Raw genomic sequence first — 16,004 nt, 5'->3', positions numbered from 1 at the left:
GCCAGACAACGATGTCTCTTACGCCGGCGCAACAGCGCCGCCGGCTCATGCCACAACTCTCTTTTTCAACGCAAAATTGCGATGTTCTATCGACTTGGCGGACTTTCAGCTCTGGCGATCGTTGCACTTGCCACGACAGATTCTTCGGCCGCCGATCGTCCCAATGTGGTGCTGCTGTTGACCGACGACCAGGGCTACGGCGACCTGGGCTGTCACGGGAACCCGGTTCTCAGGACGCCCAATATCGACGCGCTCTATCGCGACTCGATTCGCTTCACCGATTTCCATGTCAGCCCGTTCTGTACTCCAACGCGCGCGGCGCTCATGACGGGCAACCACCCGGGCTACACGGGCGCCTTCCGAACCAGTTCTGGTCGCACGATGATGCACCGGGATGAAGTCACGATAGCAGATCTGTTTGCCGATGCGGGCTACACGACCGGGATGGTTGGGAAATGGCACCTGGGCGACAACGCTCCCCATCGCCCGCAAGACCGGGGCTTTCAAGACGTCGTCTGGCACCGTTGCGGCGGGGTTGGCCAAGCATCGGACTACTGGGGCAACGACTACTTCGACGACACCTACGAACGCAACGGGCAGCCCGAGCGGTTTGAAGGATATTGCACCGACGTCTGGTTCCGCGAGGCCACCCGATTTATTGAGCAGAACCAAGACAAGCCGTTCTTTCTCTACCTTGCAACCAACGCGCCGCACAGCCCCTACCTAGTGCCGAAGGAATGGGCGACGCCCTACGTCCGCAATAGGAATGTGGCCAACGCGAACTTCTACGGGATGATCGCAAACATCGATCACAACCTAGCGATGCTGCGTGAAAGATTAAGCGATCTCGGGCTGGCCGAAAACACGATCCTGATCTTCATGACAGACAACGGAACCGCTGCCGGCGGCGACTTCCGCGGCCTGGATTCTGAGCCAACCGTGGGCTTCAACGCGGGGATGCGGGGCAAGAAGGCGTCGGTCTACGAGGGCGGTCATCGTGTGCCATTCTTTATCCACTGGCCCAAGGGAGGGCTGAACGGTGGTAGGGATATCGACACGCTCGCCGCACACATCGATGTGCTCCCGACGCTTTCGGACCTCTGCGGCATTGCAGTCCCGGACGACGATCGGCCCGATGGAGTCTCCCTCAAACCGCTGCTCAGCGGTTCGGAGGAAGCGTTTCAGCGCGATCATCACGTTCTGCAATACCACGGCGGCCCCGGGGCCGAGACACTGCCGTCGAAGCCCTACGAGTTTTCCGTCGTGATGACCGAGCGCTGGCGTCTGGTGAACTCCAACGGGCAACGCCTGTACGACATCGAAGCAGACCCCGCACAGAGAAACGACGTCGCCAAGGAACATCCCGACGTCGTGGACGACCTGCGTGAAAGGTACCAGCCTTTTTGGGCCAGGGTGTCGCCGAGGCTGACCCCGGTTCGCATCGACATCGGCAATCCCGCAGAGAGCCCGACCGTCCTCAGCTCGCAGGATTGGTATATGCCAGCCGGCAATTCGCCGTGGAACTTCAACATGATCAAGAAGCTGCCCAAGGTGACTGGGCCATGGATGCTGCAAGTGCAGAAGGCTGGTCAGTACCGGATCACGCTTCGCCAGTTTCCAAGAGAAGCAAACAAGCCCGTGGTTGCGGAGCGTGCGAAAATCGAGATCGCTGGTCAAGCAGTGGAACAGCCGGTGCAGGCAAGCAGCCGGGGCGTTGTGTTTGAACTTGATCTCCCGGCCGGTCCGACGGAGCTCTTGACGCAACTCATCGACGTGAACGGAGAGGCGGGGGGCGCCTACTTCACCGAGGTGGAGGCCCTGGGCTCGGATCCCGTATCAGATCACAAGGCGCCGAGGCCGCAGTACGACGGAAGCTGGCGGTCGCTTCAAGAGATGCCGGTTCCCGCCTGGTTTGATGACGGCAAGATCGGCATTTTCATTCACTGGGGTCCCTACAGTGCCATCGGCTACCGAAAAGGGGATCGCGGTTACGCCGAGCATGTGCCGAAGATGCTGTACCAAGACCGCGAACACTATTACCCCTACATGAAAGACCGCTGGGGCGCGACCCCGCCGGAGTTCGGTTACAAGGACATCGTCGGCGAGTTCAAGGCGGAGAACTGGGACCCCGATCAATGGGCGAAGTTGTTTGACGAAGTCGGCGCCAAATACGTGGTGCTAACGGCGGAGCACCACGACGGCTGGGCCAACTGGGACTCCGACCTGACGCCCTGGAACGCCGTTGACATGGGCCCGAAGCGCGACCTCGTTGGCGACCTGGGCAGGGCCGTCCGTAAGCGCGGGCTGAAGTTCGCCCCCTCGTATCACCGCGAGCGTCACACGGGCTTCTTCGCAAAAGAGATGTACGTTGTCCACAGCGAACCCCGGCCAGATATCATCGAAGAGATCCGTCGCGTGCCCGCCGCCGCATCGCTGTACGGTCCGTTCAGCTACGACAAGGCCTTCGTCGACGACTACGTCGCGCGCTGGAAGGAGATCCAAACCAAGTACCAGCCCGACTTCTTGTGGGTCGACGACTTCCCCATTTACACCCGGGATGGCAACCAAGTCCGCAGCGGCAAGATGAAGCCGGAGATCAAGTATCTGGACGACCAGGCTCGCGGCATGATCACCGATTTCATGAATGACGCCGCCGCCCGCCAGCGGGAAGTCTATTGCAACAACAAGGGCGCCAATCGCAACTGGCCCGATGGCGTGGGCTGCCTAGAGAAGGACAACCTGAAGCTCGAAGTGATCGGCCCGAAGTGGCAGAGCTGCACCACGTTCGGCACATCGTTTGGATACCTGGCCGCCGAAGATGACCCAGACTACCGTCACAAGAAGAAATCGGTTGAAGAGGTGATCCATGAAATGGTCGAGGTGATCAGCCGCAACGGCAATTTCTTGATCAATATCGGGCCAAGGGCTGACGGGACGATCCCCGCCTGGCAGGTCGAACGACTGCGTGCCATGGGCGACTGGCTGAAGATCAATGGCCGGGCGATCTACGGCACTCGCTACTGGAAGGTGAACCAACAAGCCGATGGGCGCCTGGCCTTCACCGCCAAGGGTAAGAACCTCTACGCCATTGCACTCACGAAGCCGACGCATCCTCTCACCATCGAGGCGTCCGCGGGTTGGAAGGACGGCGCCGTCAAATCGGTACGTCTCTTAGGATCAGCGTCAGCGGTGGAGTGGAAACTAACCCCTACCGGCTTGCAGATCACGCCGCCGCGGGACCTCGGACAGAGCACGCACGCGTGGGCTTTCGAGATCGAGACGGATCGCGAGCAACATGAGCCCAACGTGATCCAACGCAATGCTTCCAAAGCGCTTCGAGGGACGAAGAAGGTCGACTTGGAAGGAAACAGTACTCAATAGCTTCCGCAGGGCAATCGCATCTAATCCGAACGAGGAGCATTGTTGCGTCGTAATGCTTGGAGTCTAGTGGGTCGGCGGAGCCGACCCGGCGGTAGCATTCCTAGCACGGAGGTCGGAGCATGGCGTCTGCAAACGTTCCTGTAATTCTTACACACTTCGAGGAGCTGTCCGATCCGCGTATGGATCGGACGAAGCAGCACCGTCTGGGCGACATGGTGGCCATCGCCATCTGCGGCGCGATCTGCGGCGCCGACACGTGGGCCGATGTGGAGCGGTTTGGCCGTGAGAAGTTCGAGTGGTTCCGCACGTTCTTGCGTCTTGAGAACGGCGTCCCGTCGCACGACACGTTCGGTCGGGTGTTCGCGATGCTCGACACGTCCGAGTTCTACCACTGCCTTGCGAACTGGGTCGCCAGCCTGCAACTCGACCTGAAGGGGAAGACCGTGGCGATCGATGGCAAGACCCTCCGCAGGTCGCACGACAAGTCGGTCGGCCGCTCGGCGCTGCACGTGGTCAACGCGTGTGCGACCGACCTGGGGGTGTCGATCGGCCAGGTGGCGACCGAAGAGAAGTCGAACGAGATCACCGCGGTTCCCCGGCTTCTTGAGATGCTGGCGATCGACGGGGCGGTGGTCACCCTCGACGCCATGCACTGTCAGAAGGAGACCGCCCGAGCGATCCGCAACCGCGGCGCCGACTACGTGCTGCAGGTCAAAGCCAATCAGCCTTCGGTGCACGACGCGCTGCAAGAGTTGTTCATCGAGTTCGGCGACGCCGACTACCGCGGCGTGCGTCGGCACACGACTGTCGAGAAGAGCCACGGGCGGGAAGAACGGCGGGAGTACTACGTCGCGGCGGCGCCCGAGTCGCTTGCCCGCGACTGGCGCGATGTCCGCTCGGTCGGCATGGTGTACCGCTGCCGCGAGGCCAGCGGCAAAGAGAGCCGCGAGGTGTCGTTTTTCCTCAGTCCGCCGCGGCGGACCCGCCGAAAGTGCGGTCGTTGGCCGGGCATGTGCGGGGACACTGGCGGGTGGAAAACGCACTGCACTGGTCGCTCGATGTAACTTTTTCAGAGGACCAGAGCCGCATCCGCAAGGGCAGCGGCCAAGAAATATGTTCTGGATTTCGCCGCCTGGCGCTCTCGATTCTCAAGCAGGACACTACCCTCCGTGAGAGTCTACGCGGCAAACGTCTCCGCGCAGGGTGGAATAACGCCACGCTTCAGAGGATTCTCACGGGGAATGCCGCGTGATTAGATGCGATTGCCCTGATAGCTTCCGGACAATCCGCGCGATCTGTGGGGCCGCATCTACTTGGCTACCGCAGCGCGCCCTTTCGCAGGAATCTTCTTGTCATGAATTCGAGCGTGAATCCCGAGCAGGGCTGCGGCTGCGGCCCTGCCGCCTGTTCGCCTGCCTCCATCGGACGCCGCAACTTCATCAAGGCCTCCGGGCTCACGACCGCGATGCTCATGGCGGGTCGCGGCCGGGTCATGGCGGGTCCATTCAGCCCAGACGCGTTTGAGCACGTCATTCCTTCCGACAAGAAGTTGAGCAAGGAGTGGGTGGCGTCTCTATACGCCCGCGGAGAGGCGCTCAGCGCCACCGCCGACGACCTGAAGTACATCGGCATGCCCATCGGCGGGATCTGCACGGGGCAGGTCTATCTCGGGGGCGACGGCCGGTTGTGGTACTGGAACCTGGATGGCAAGAGAGACGCGAAGCACGCCGTGAAGGGCCCCCGTTTCACCGATCCAGACACCATCCACTCCCCGATGGATCAGGGGTTCGCGTTGGAGGTTGAGTCCGGGAACGACAAGCGGACCTTCACCTTGGACTCGAAAGGATTTGCAGAGGTCGTCTTCACCAACCAGTACCCGATGGCGCGCGTGACGTACGCCGACGCGGCCTGTCCCGTGCAGGTCGAGCTTGAGGCGTACACCCCCTACATCCCATTGAATCGCGACGATTCCAGCTACCCAGTGATCGTGATGCGTTACACGATCAAGAACACATCGGACAACGTCCAGGCGGCGGCGATCGCGGGTTGGGTGGAAAACTTCTCCAACTACCGGAGCGGCAAGGGGGCTCGCGGCGAACGGCTAAGTCGCTACCGAGAGCTCGAGGGGCTTTCGGTGGTCGAGTGCTGGGCAGAACCGGCCGCTGAGGAGAGCCGTGCCGGAAGGCCGAGGACGCGATTAGAACTCGCCACGGACTTCGGGTCGATCGCTCTGGGGCTGCTCGGGGAAGAGCGCCCCGACATCGTCGACATCCGCCGGTCGCAGCCGGGCGCATCGGATCTGTTCGCCCCCAGCCAACCAGGCGTGGAGAAAGATGAGGCGTTCGCAATGCCTTTGCGAGAGCGGGGATTCGCTTCGGTCGGGCGTACCCTGTCGCTCGAGCCCGGCGAAGAGAAAACCATCTCCTTCGCGCTGGCGTGGCGTTTCCCGAACGCGAACTACGTGACTGCCTTCGGGAACAAGCCCGGCGCCCACGACATCAACTTCTACTCCATCTTGTGGCCGACCGCGTCGGACGCCGCAGGGGCCGTGGCCGCCAGAGAGCAGCAGCTCTACGGGACCACCCGCACCTGGGTAGACACCTGGTACGACTCCACGTTGCCCTACTGGCTGCTGGAGCGAACGTTCGTCACGCTCGACTGCATGCAGACCCAGGTGGCCGAGCGGCTGGCGTTGCAAGGCGGCCTGTACAACCTGGACGAAGGGGTCAACTGTTGCCCCGGCAACTGCACGCACGTGTGGCAGTACGCCCAGGGGCTGGCGCGTATCTTCCCCGTGATCGAGCGGGAATGCCGCGACAAGATTGAGTACGGCAAGGGGTTCAGGCCCGAGGACGGCGCAATCAACTTCCGCTACTCCATCGCGAAGTTCGAAGAGGCGGTGGACGGCCAGTGCGGCACGATCCTCCGCGTTCTGCGCGAGAGCCAGATGACGCCCGACTACCGCTTCCTCGAAAGCATCTGGGACCGTACTCGGCTCTCCATGGACCGCGTTATCCAGAAGTGGGACCCGGACGAGGACGGCCTGCTGGCGGGCGCCCAACACAACACGCTCGACGAGCCCTGGTACGGGCAGGTGCACTGGCTGATCAACCTGTACCACGCCGCGCTCAAGGCGTCCGCGACCATGGCGCGACAGATGAAACAACCGGCCGTGGCGGAGCGCTACGAAAAGATCGTTGCGCGAGGCGCCCCGAAAATGGTCGACATGCTCTGGAACGAGCAGTACGGCCACTTCATCCACAAGCCGGGGCCTGGCGCGGACGAGAAGCACGGCTCGACCAACGGCTGCCACATCGATCAGGTGCTGGGCGAGTTCTGGCTCCACAACGTGAGCCTCGACCGAGTGCTGCCCGAAGACAAAGTCCGCCGAACACTGGAGTCTCTCTGGACGTTCAACTTCTCACCCAACGTGGGTGACTTCAGGAGCGTCATGACGGAGGGACGCTGGTACGCGGTCGAGGGGAACGCGGGTCTGGTGATGTGTTCGTTCCCGCATGGCCGCGACGAGGCCAAGAGCGGTAAGAAGAACTACGCGGGCTACTTGAACGAATGCATGACCGGCTTCGAGTGGCAGGCCGCCGCCCACATGATCTGGGAGGGGCTCGTCGAGAAAGGGCTGGCGATCGGCAAGGCGATCTATGACCGATACCAGCCCAAAGACCGCAACCCGTACAACGAAGTCGAATGCAGCGATCACTACGCCCGCGCCATGGCCAGCTACAGCGTCTTCATGGCCGTCTGCGGGTACCGCTACGACGGGCCGGAGGGCAAGCTCGCCTTCGGTCCGCGCATGCAGCAGGACAACTTCCGCGCCGCCTTCACTACGGCCGAAGGCTGGGGCAGCTTCAGCCAGATGGTCAACGACCGCCGACAAGAGAACGCCATCGAGTTGCGCAACGGCAAACTATCCCTGCGGCAGTTGGCACTGGACATCGCCCCTGGAAGCGACCTCGGCAACGGGTCCGTCACGCTGGATGGACGCCCGGTCGACGCCCGGCTCGAGAAGTCGGGCCTGCGCCACATCGTTCATTTCCCGCAGCGTCTGAGCATCGCCGCTGGCCAAACGCTGCGCGTACAACACGCCTAGTCCAACCCCGAGACTCGCGTAGAAACCCACCATGAAAGTGCTCTACCTACTAGGCGTTCTCTGCCTTGGGCTGGCTCAGCCGCTGTTGGCCGCGGAGAAGCCCAACTTCGTCATTATCTTCGCGGACGACCTCGGCTACGGCGACATCAGTTGCTACGGGCCGACGGGCGTCGAGACCCCCCATATTGATGGGCTGGCCTCGGCGGGGTTTCGCAGCACCGACTTCTTCATTCCGGCAAACGTCTGCAGCCCGTCGCGGGCGGCGCTGTTGACCGGACGCTACCCGATGCGCTGCGGTGTGCCCGTCGCCAGGCACGAAACGGAGCCGAAGTACAAGAACTACGGGCTCATGAGCGAGGAGATCACTATCCCGGAGCTGCTGAAGTCGGCCGGCTACCGCTCTCTGATGGTCGGCAAGTGGCATCTGGGCATGGAAATCGCAGGCTCGCATCCGCTCGACGCCGGCTTCGACGAGCACCTTGGCATCCCCAGTAATTACGGGAAGGCCCGAGGGGCAAACTTCGACACGCTGTATCGCGGCAAGCAGGTGGAGCAACGCCACGTCCCGCTCGAAGAGCTCACCAAGCGGTACACCGACGAAGTGGTGGCCTTCATCAAGCGGCAGAAGGACCAGCCGTTCTTTGTCTACTTCTCGCACCACATCGTGCACAGCCCGCTACAGCCCCGTAAGGAGTTCATCGGAACCTCACCGAAGGGCAAGTACGGCGACTTCATCAAAGAGCTTGACCACAGCACCGGCCGCGTGCTGCAAGCCCTACGCGACGCCGGCGTCGAGGACAACACGCTGGTGGTATTCGCCTCGGACAACGGGCCCACCATAGCGGGGTCGGCCGGCGGTTTGAACGGCGGCAAGTACTGCACCATGGAAGGAGGGCACCGCGTCCCCGGCATTTTTCGCTGGCCGGGAGCGATCCCTTCAGGGCAAGTTTCTGACGTCACGATCTCCAGCATGGACCTGTTGCCGCTGTTCTGCGAACTCGCCGGGGTCGAGCAGCCGCGCGATCGCAAGATCGACGGGAAGGAGATCTTGCCGATCCTCAAAGGAGCGTCGTCCAACTCTCCCCACGAGGTCCTCTACTACTACAACGGAACGAATCTCCAGGCCGTACGCGAGGGGGATTGGAAGCTGCACTTGCCGCGCACCGTCAACGATCAGCCGTTCTGGTCTAAGAAACCGATCAAGAAGCGGGGCTTCGTGACGCTCGACCGGCTGCGGCTCTTCAACCTGAAGAGCGACGTGGGCGAGAAGCACGACGTCTCGGACCGTCACCCAGAGGTCGTCGCCCGCCTGCAGCGGCACGCCGAGGCGGTCCGGGCCGAACTCGGGGACGTGCGTACGACCGGCGCCGACCAACGACGAATCATCCTCGTAGACCCGCAGGAAAGGTGACGCCCGATGTCAAATCATCGCATTGGTGCGTTGCTGGTCATGGCCTCGGCCGTCAACTGGAGCGTGTGTGCTGTCGCCGAAGAGCCGGCCGGCCGACCCAACTTTGTTGTCGTCTTCACCGACGACCAGGGATACGGCGACGTCGGCTGCTTTGGTTCCCCCGACATCCGCACGCCGCGGCTCGACGCGATGGCGGCCGAAGGGATGAAGCTCACCAGTTTCTACGCGCAGCCCATTTGCGGGCCGTCGCGGGCAGCGCTGATGACGGGGTGCTACCCGTTGCGGGTTGCAGAGCGAGGGAACACGAAGCAGGTGCACCCCGTCCTGCATCTCGAAGAGATCACCATCGCGGAAGTGCTGAAGACCAGGGGCTACGCGACCGCCTGTTTTGGCAAGTGGGACCTCGCGACGCATTCTCAGACCGACTTTTATGCCGACTTGCTCCCCACCCGGCAGGGCTTTGACTACTTCTTTGGCACGCCGACCAGCAACGATCGCGTCGTCAACTTGTACCGCAATGAAGAGCTGATCGAGCAGGCGGCGCCCATGGCCACGCTGACTCGGCGGTACACCGACGAGGCGATCGGCTTCATGCGTAGGCACAAGGATCAACCCTTCTTCGTGTACATCCCGCACACGATGCCCCACACGCGGCTCGACGCGTCGCCGCGGTTCAAAGGCAAGAGCCAGCGGGGGCTGTACGGCGACGTGATCGAGGAAATCGACTACAACGTCGGCCGAATTCTCGACGCGATCCAAGAAATGGGGTTGGCGAAGAATACCTACGTCATCTTCACCAGCGACAACGGGCCGTGGCTGATGAAGAACAAGGGTTTTGCCGACGGGCATCGGCCCGGAGACCACGGCGGATCGGCGGGCCCCTGGCGCAGCGGCAAGGTCTCGACGTTCGAAGGGGGCGTGCGAGTCCCCTGCATCGTTTGGGGGCCGGGCCGCGTGCCGGCCGGCACGTCGTGCGGTTTGATCGCCAGCACGCTGGACCTGCTGCCGACGCTCGCGGCGCTTGCCGGTGCAGAAGTTCCCGCAGACCGCGTCATCGACGGCGAGGACATCCGGCATTTGCTCCACGGCGAGTTCGACAAGGCGAGCCCCAACAAGGCGTTCTACTACTATCTCCGCGTCCAATTGCAGGCGGTTCGACAAGGCAAATGGAAGCTGCACCTGCCCCGCGACAGAGAGCCGATCGGTGCGGCCCCCTTCAGCCGGAACACGCACATCGCGCCCGCCGACCGCATCGGCTTCGACACGCCGATGCTGGTCGACCTGGAGCAGGACCCTGGCGAGGAACTGAACTTGGCCGACCAGCATCCCGGGGTCGTCGACCGGTTGCTCGGGCTGGCCGACGCGATGCGGGCAGACCTCGGCGACTACAATCGGGTCGGAGAGAATATGCGGTTCTTCGACTTGGCCGGCCCGCGTCCGGCAGCGCCGCCGGTCCCCGACCAGACCCGACCCGCGGATACGAAACCAATCGCAACCAAGTAGCCACGCATGGCTCTGGCCACGCGGGAATCGCCTCACCAGAGAATGAATGTGAAAACTCTTTTCTTGCTCGTCTCGCTGTGTTTGTGGCATTTGCATCATGCAGAGGCTGCTCCGCCGAACTTCGTCGTCATCTTCACCGACGACCAAGGCTACGGCGATCTGAGTTGCTACGGAGCTACGCACGTCAGCACGCCGCGGATCGACCGGATGGCGGCCGAGGGCGCCCGGCTTACCAGCTTCTATGTGGCCGCGCCTGTCTGTACCCCGTCGCGCGCCGCGCTCATGACGGGTTGCTACCCCAAGCGGGTCGGCATGGCCATGGGGAGCAACTTTGGCGTGTTGCTCGCCGGCGACCCCAAGGGCCTCCACCCGAACGAAATCACGATTGCCGAGGTGCTAAAGTCGGCCGGGTACAGGACCGGCATGTTCGGCAAGTGGCACCTGGGCGACCAGCCGGAGTTCCTCCCGACCCGGCAGGGCTTCGATGAGTACTTTGGCCTCCCCTACAGCCACGACATCCACCCGTTCCATCCGCAGCAGCAAAGATTCCAGTTCCCTCCGCTGCCGCTGCTAGACGGAGAGACCGTTGTCGAACTAGACCCAGACGCCGACTACCTGACGAGGCGCATCACCCAGCGGGCCGTAAAGTTCATTGAGCAACACAAAGACGCGCCGTTCTTCCTCTACATCCCGCACCCCATCCCTCACGCGCCGCTGCACGTGTCGCCCCGGTTCATGGAGGGCGTGTCAGAAGATGTCGTGGCAAAGCTTGAGGAAGAAGAGGGCCAGATTGACTACAAGACGCGGGACAGGCTCTTCCGGCAGGCCATCGCAGAAATCGATTGGTCCGTCGGGCAGGTCCTCGATGCGCTCAAATCGAATGGTCTGGATGAGAACACGATTGTCCTGTTCACCTCTGACAATGGACCCCCGAAGAACTCCCTCTTCGCTAGCGCCGGCCCCTTGCGCGGCAACAAGGGCACCACCTTTGAAGGGGGCATGCGCGAGCCGACCGTGATCCGCTGGCCCGGCAAGATCCCGGCCGGAGTTGTAAACGACCAACTGATGACCACCATGGACCTGCTGCCTACGTTCGCTCTGCTGGCCGGGGCGGAGGTCCCTTCCGACCGAGTGATCGACGGCAAGAACATCTGGCCGACGCTTACCGGCGAAGCCGGGACGCCTCACGAGGCCTTCTTCTATCACAGCGGCAATGCCCTCAAGGGGGTGCGATCGGGCGAGTGGAAGCTGCACGCAAACAACGGCAAGCCGGTGATGCTGTTCAATCTGAAGGACGATGTTGGTGAGAAAAACAACGTGCTGAAGGAGCACCCGGACATCGCCGAACGGCTCTCTGGCTACCTCTCCGACTTCGCCGACGACATCGCCCAGCACAGCCGCCCCGCCGGTTCTGTCGAGGATGCGAAGCCACTTTCGAAGTAACCACAACCGAACCGCACCGGTCGGCGAACTGCAAACCGCCGCCAGTCCGACCCGCTCTGCCTCAGGGGCCCCGCGTCCGACGCCGCCCCGGTTTGTGTCCTTTTGTCCGGTCTCCGGAGAACAAAAAATCGGACACAACCCCCCCGGCACGTGCGATTCTCGCGGATTCTCTGCCCTGAACGCCGGCTCCACCGAACGATTTGATCGTTTTACCTCGGTTGCGGGGTCGTCGAGGGGACACTTCGAGGGTCAATCGGACACCTAGCGGACAAACGTCGCGCACCCCGTGCGAGCCCCCCCTCCGGCGCGCACCCGCTGCGCGACGGCGCCCTCCAAGCCGGAGGGCCCGCTGTGCGGCGTCTACAAACGACCCAGCATTATCGGGGATCAGCCGGCTATTTTCGAGCTGATTCTGCCAGGAATCCGCTCCCGGTTCCGACAGGCCACGACCTCAGCGCGATGTGCAGCTAGTCGCAGCCGTGGGCTAGCGCCCGCGCCTGCAACAACACGCGAGCACCAGCACGCCGATGGCCCAAGCGGAGGGTTCGGGGACGCCACGGGACGAGACGCCCGCCGACGCGGCGGCGATGTAGCCGGCACGCCACACCTGGTAGTCTCCCGCGGTGAACACGCCCCCCAGGCCGTCGCGCCAGGCGGTGTAGTCGGCGGCGTCCACGGCGCCGTCGAGGTTGAAGTCGCCCGGTAGGGCGGCCGCGGCCCACGGCAGCGTCGGCAGTTCGTTTAGCGTGACCACGTTCTCGGCGCCGAGCGTCGCCTGCAACTGCTCGGGTGAGAACGCCCCCTCGAACTCATTGCCCGACCAGGGAGAGAAGTAGCTCCAGTTGACGCCCCACAGTTCCATCAGCTCTGCGTTGGGGAGCGTGCCCGTTTCGGACAGGGCGATGAGCTTGTTGCCGTCGTAGTGCTCGAGGATGTCGTACCACGCGCCGCTCATGCTCGACGACGGGTCGGTGTAGATGTCCAGGCCGATCATGTCGACCAGTTCGTCGCCCGGGTACCAGTCGAGGTGGTCCCCGTCGGCGGCCGAGGAGGTGAACTCCCAGATCAGGTTGTGGATGCCGTGCGTTTCGGCGATCCGGTCGTAGACCACGCCCCAGAGCTGCTTGAACGCTTCGGGGCCGTGGGCGCCCCACCAAAACCAGCCCCCCTGGGCCTCGTGCAGCGGGCGGAAGATCACGGGCACGCCGGCGTCCTCAAACTTCTGCAGCTCGTCGGCGATCGCGTCGATGTCTCGCAGCAGCAACTGGTAGTCGGCGCCCTGCGGGTCGGCCAGGGCGGCGGGCAGGTCGAAGGTGGTGGCGTCGGTATAGAACCCCCGCCACCACGGGTTCTGCTGGGTGTTGACCAGGTCGGTCGGCGCGTTCCAGTGCCAGCTCATGGAGACGACGCCGCCGGTCTGCCGGGCCCACGCGATCGTCTTCTCGGTTTCCTGGTTGGGGTTCGAGCCGTGCTGGATCCGCGAAGGAGAGTACTCGATGAAGTCGGAGGTGCGCACCGCGGGAACGAGCCCCCCGGAACGCTGCAGGTAGCTGGCGTTGGGGAACGCCCCCCCTTGGCCGACCACGACTTGCTGGCCCGACAAGGTCTGCTTGCCGTAGTTGTCTACCAGGTAGCCCATCAACTGCCGGGTGGGGAGGTCGGCCTGGGCGTCGATCAGTTGGGGAGACACCCGCGCCAGCGGCGGCGGCGTGAAGGGGCGGAACTCGAGGTAGTCGACGTCGTAGTAACCCCAGTTCTGCGCAATGCCGAACGTGTTCGTCCCCGCCGCCACGGCCAGCAGCCCGGCCCGGTCCGTGGCGAACGTGCTGGACGCGTCGAAGACGCCGCTCCCCGCCTCGCCGTCGACAAAAAAGTTGTAGCCCTTCATGCCATAGGGGGACCGGTAGCCCACCCACAGCTCGTACAGCCCCTGCGGAACGTCGGCCTCGATCTGGAAGTAGTCCCCTTGAGCGTAGCCGCCAGAGCCGTCGAACCCCGTGACAAAACCGGCGCCGGAGTAGCCCGCGACATTGCTCCGCACGGCCGTGCCGAACTGCTGGCCGGCTTCGGCTTCGTAGCGGTACGTTTGGGCCGCGAGGGGCGCCGCCGCCAGGGCCAGCAGGACCCCGCACGCCGCTGAACCGAGGATGAATCGCTTTGCGTTCACGGTGGGGCGCCGGCCTGTTGGTTTGCGTTCACATCACGTTCCGCGCCGCCACGGCGATGGCGCCGGCGAGCATCAGCAGCACGCCCGCCCCGGGCTCGGGCACGCCCGAGGACCCGCCCGACGCGGCGGCAGTCGGCGGGACGACCGCCCCAAAGCTCTGACGCCAGAGGTCGTAGTCGCCGGCGTCGACCACGCCGTTGGCGTCGCCATCGGCGCCTTGGCCCGCCGTCACGTTCTGGCCGAGCGAGTCACGCCATAGGGTGTAGTCCGCCGCGTCCACCACGCCGTCGCCGTTGTAGTCGCCGTTGGGGGCGACGAACGACGTGTCGGTCAGGGCGATGCGGTCAACAAAGATCGTGGCGGTCCCCGAAAAGCTGCCGGCGAACCCCAGGTGCAGGTTGGCCGATGCGATCCCGCTGCTCAACCCGAACGCGCTGAGCGGGACCTGGACCGCAAAGGATTGATTGGCGCGGCTGTTGATGCCCGCGTAGGGGAACGCCTGGTTCCAGCCGTCGGAGTTGGTCTCGATGGCGACGTGCATGCTCAGGTCGGTCAGCCCAACCGGCAGGTCGTCGGAGCGGTAGGTGACGTCGATCTCTAGCAGGTAGTCGTCCGCGTTGTCGGCCAGCGCATCCTTGAGGGCCTGGAGCTGGTCGCCGCTCATCTCGACCCGGGCGTCCCAGGTCCAAGCGGGCGTTGGTTTGGTGATCGCCAGGCTGTGGGCGCCGTCGGTGGCGCCCGTGCCGCTGGCTTGGGCCAGGGTGCTGGCGGGCTGCGTCTCGAAGTTGGGGTAGTAGAAGCCCTGCAGCCCTCCCTCGAAGCTGTAGAGCACCCGCGTGGCGCCCGCGGGGGGATCGACGCCGCCGGGGTTGGTTCCCTTCGCGAAGGCGGAGAGCCACTGCGCCGTCTGCTGGTTGGCGGGCTGATTCCCACCGGCGGGGTTCATGTTCCAGAGGCTCCCGGCCGAGCCGGGCATGTCCCACTGCCACACATGCGCGGCGAGCATCTCTCCAGACGCCAGCCGACCGTCCAGCGCACGCATCAAACCCTCGAAGGCCATGTTCTGTTCGTCGCGGTCGGCGGCGCCGCCGCTGGCCTGCGGCGAACGCGACGTCCGGTTGAACGGCAGGTAGCCGACCTCGGTAAGCTCGACCGGCAACCCGGCGCCCCCCTGGCGGGCCGCTGCGAAGGGGAGGATCTCGCCGTCGAGCTTGTTGTTCCAAGCGGCCTCGACCTGGCCGATGAACGCCGGGTTTGGATAACTCCCCGAGGCGTCTGCCTGGGCGCCCGTCAGCATGTTCGTGAAGTAGGAGTCGATGCCGATAAAGTCGATCGCGGGGTGCTCCCAGATCGCCGCCGCCACGTTGGGGTGGTTGTAGTTGTCCCAGTTCGCGGCGTACCCGATCGAGCCCGTGAAGCGCGCGTCGACCGCGTTGATCACGCTGTCCCAGTGGGCGTTGTTCCCCGCGTTGCGGGTGATCGCCCGCAGCTCGGTGCCGACCGTCATCGAGTCGGCCCCGCCGGCCTGGGCCACGCTCGCCACGTCGGAGAGGTACTGCTGGTAGTCGTTCCAGAACAGGTTGGACTCGGCGCTGCCGGGCGTTGGGTTGTAGACGCCGCGCCAATCGCTGAACCCGACCGGCTCGATGAACGGGTTGACCGTCACCCGCATGCCCAGCGACTTGGCGCGGACGATCCCCGCCGCCACGTGGCTCAGCTCCGGCCCGCTGCCGGAGGTGGCGGCGATCGAACCCACGCCGGGGGTGTAGAACCTCAACGGGCTGAGGGAGACCTCGGTAAACCCGGCGTCGAACACGGACTGCACCGCGTTCTCCCAAACCTGGGCGCCGTTCGAGAAATTGCCCCAAGAAACCAGGTTGAACCCCAGCCCCGGATCGACGCCCGGCTCGTACAGGCCCGCGGCGCCGTGCGCGTAGGGCGTGTGCATCGCGGCGGCGCTAAGCACCAGGGCCGCGAGCCCCACCGAGCGG

The 16,004-nt window shown here is 64.1% G+C and carries 8 protein-coding genes; 6 read left to right on the top strand and 2 right to left on the bottom strand.

What is annotated here, in order from left to right:
- Positions 1–81: 81 nt before the first annotated feature.
- The 6 genes from Pla175_RS26505 to Pla175_RS11065 all read left to right on the top strand — a co-directional run bounded on the left by Pla175_RS26505 (position 82) and on the right by Pla175_RS11065 (position 11,846).
- The gene (locus Pla175_RS26505) at positions 82–3,381 is read left to right on the top strand and encodes an alpha-L-fucosidase (RefSeq protein ID WP_231954339.1); all 3,300 of its coding nucleotides are present in this window, start codon (positions 82–84) and stop codon (positions 3,379–3,381) included.
- Between the two features lie 119 nt (positions 3,382–3,500).
- Positions 3,501–4,445: an ISAs1 family transposase gene (locus tag Pla175_RS11085; protein ID WP_145284291.1), complete on the top strand. Its 945-nt coding sequence runs from the start codon at positions 3,501–3,503 to the stop codon at positions 4,443–4,445.
- 290 nt (positions 4,446–4,735) lie between these two features.
- A complete protein-coding gene (locus Pla175_RS11080) occupies positions 4,736–7,489 on the top strand; it encodes a GH116 family glycosyl-hydrolase (RefSeq protein WP_145284288.1) in 2,754 nt (917 codons plus the stop codon).
- Between the two features lie 31 nt (positions 7,490–7,520).
- The gene (locus tag Pla175_RS11075; RefSeq protein ID WP_145284285.1) at positions 7,521–8,900 is read left to right on the top strand and encodes a sulfatase family protein; all 1,380 of its coding nucleotides are present in this window, start codon (positions 7,521–7,523) and stop codon (positions 8,898–8,900) included.
- A 39-nt stretch (positions 8,901–8,939) separates the two neighbouring features.
- Complete coding sequence (locus Pla175_RS11070; RefSeq protein ID WP_145292053.1) at positions 8,940–10,403, top strand: sulfatase family protein; 1,464 nt, start codon at positions 8,940–8,942, stop codon at positions 10,401–10,403.
- A gap of 42 nt (positions 10,404–10,445) precedes the next feature.
- On the top strand, positions 10,446–11,846 hold the full coding sequence (locus tag Pla175_RS11065; RefSeq protein ID WP_145284280.1) for a sulfatase family protein: 1,401 nt from the start codon (positions 10,446–10,448) through the stop codon (positions 11,844–11,846).
- A 484-nt stretch (positions 11,847–12,330) separates the two neighbouring features.
- Here Pla175_RS11065 and Pla175_RS11060 read toward each other — a convergent pair whose 3' ends face one another.
- Both Pla175_RS11060 and Pla175_RS11055 read right to left on the bottom strand, forming a co-directional pair.
- Positions 12,331–14,013 carry a glycosyl hydrolase gene (locus tag Pla175_RS11060; protein WP_145284277.1) on the bottom strand — a complete coding sequence of 561 codons (1,683 nt, stop codon included), beginning with the start codon at positions 14,011–14,013 and terminating at the stop codon, positions 12,331–12,333.
- Positions 14,014–14,041: 28 nt separating this feature from the next.
- Positions 14,042–15,961, bottom strand: a complete 1,920-nt coding sequence (locus Pla175_RS11055) for a glycoside hydrolase family 113 (protein WP_145284274.1) — start codon at positions 15,959–15,961, stop codon at positions 14,042–14,044.
- Positions 15,962–16,004: the final 43 nt, after the last annotated feature.

It is taken from the genome of Pirellulimonas nuda (genome assembly GCF_007750855.1).
GTDB lineage: Bacteria > Planctomycetota > Planctomycetia > Pirellulales > Lacipirellulaceae > Pirellulimonas > Pirellulimonas nuda.
Note: the sequence above shows the minus strand (reverse complement) of the source record. Positions and strands in the feature narration are given on the sequence as shown.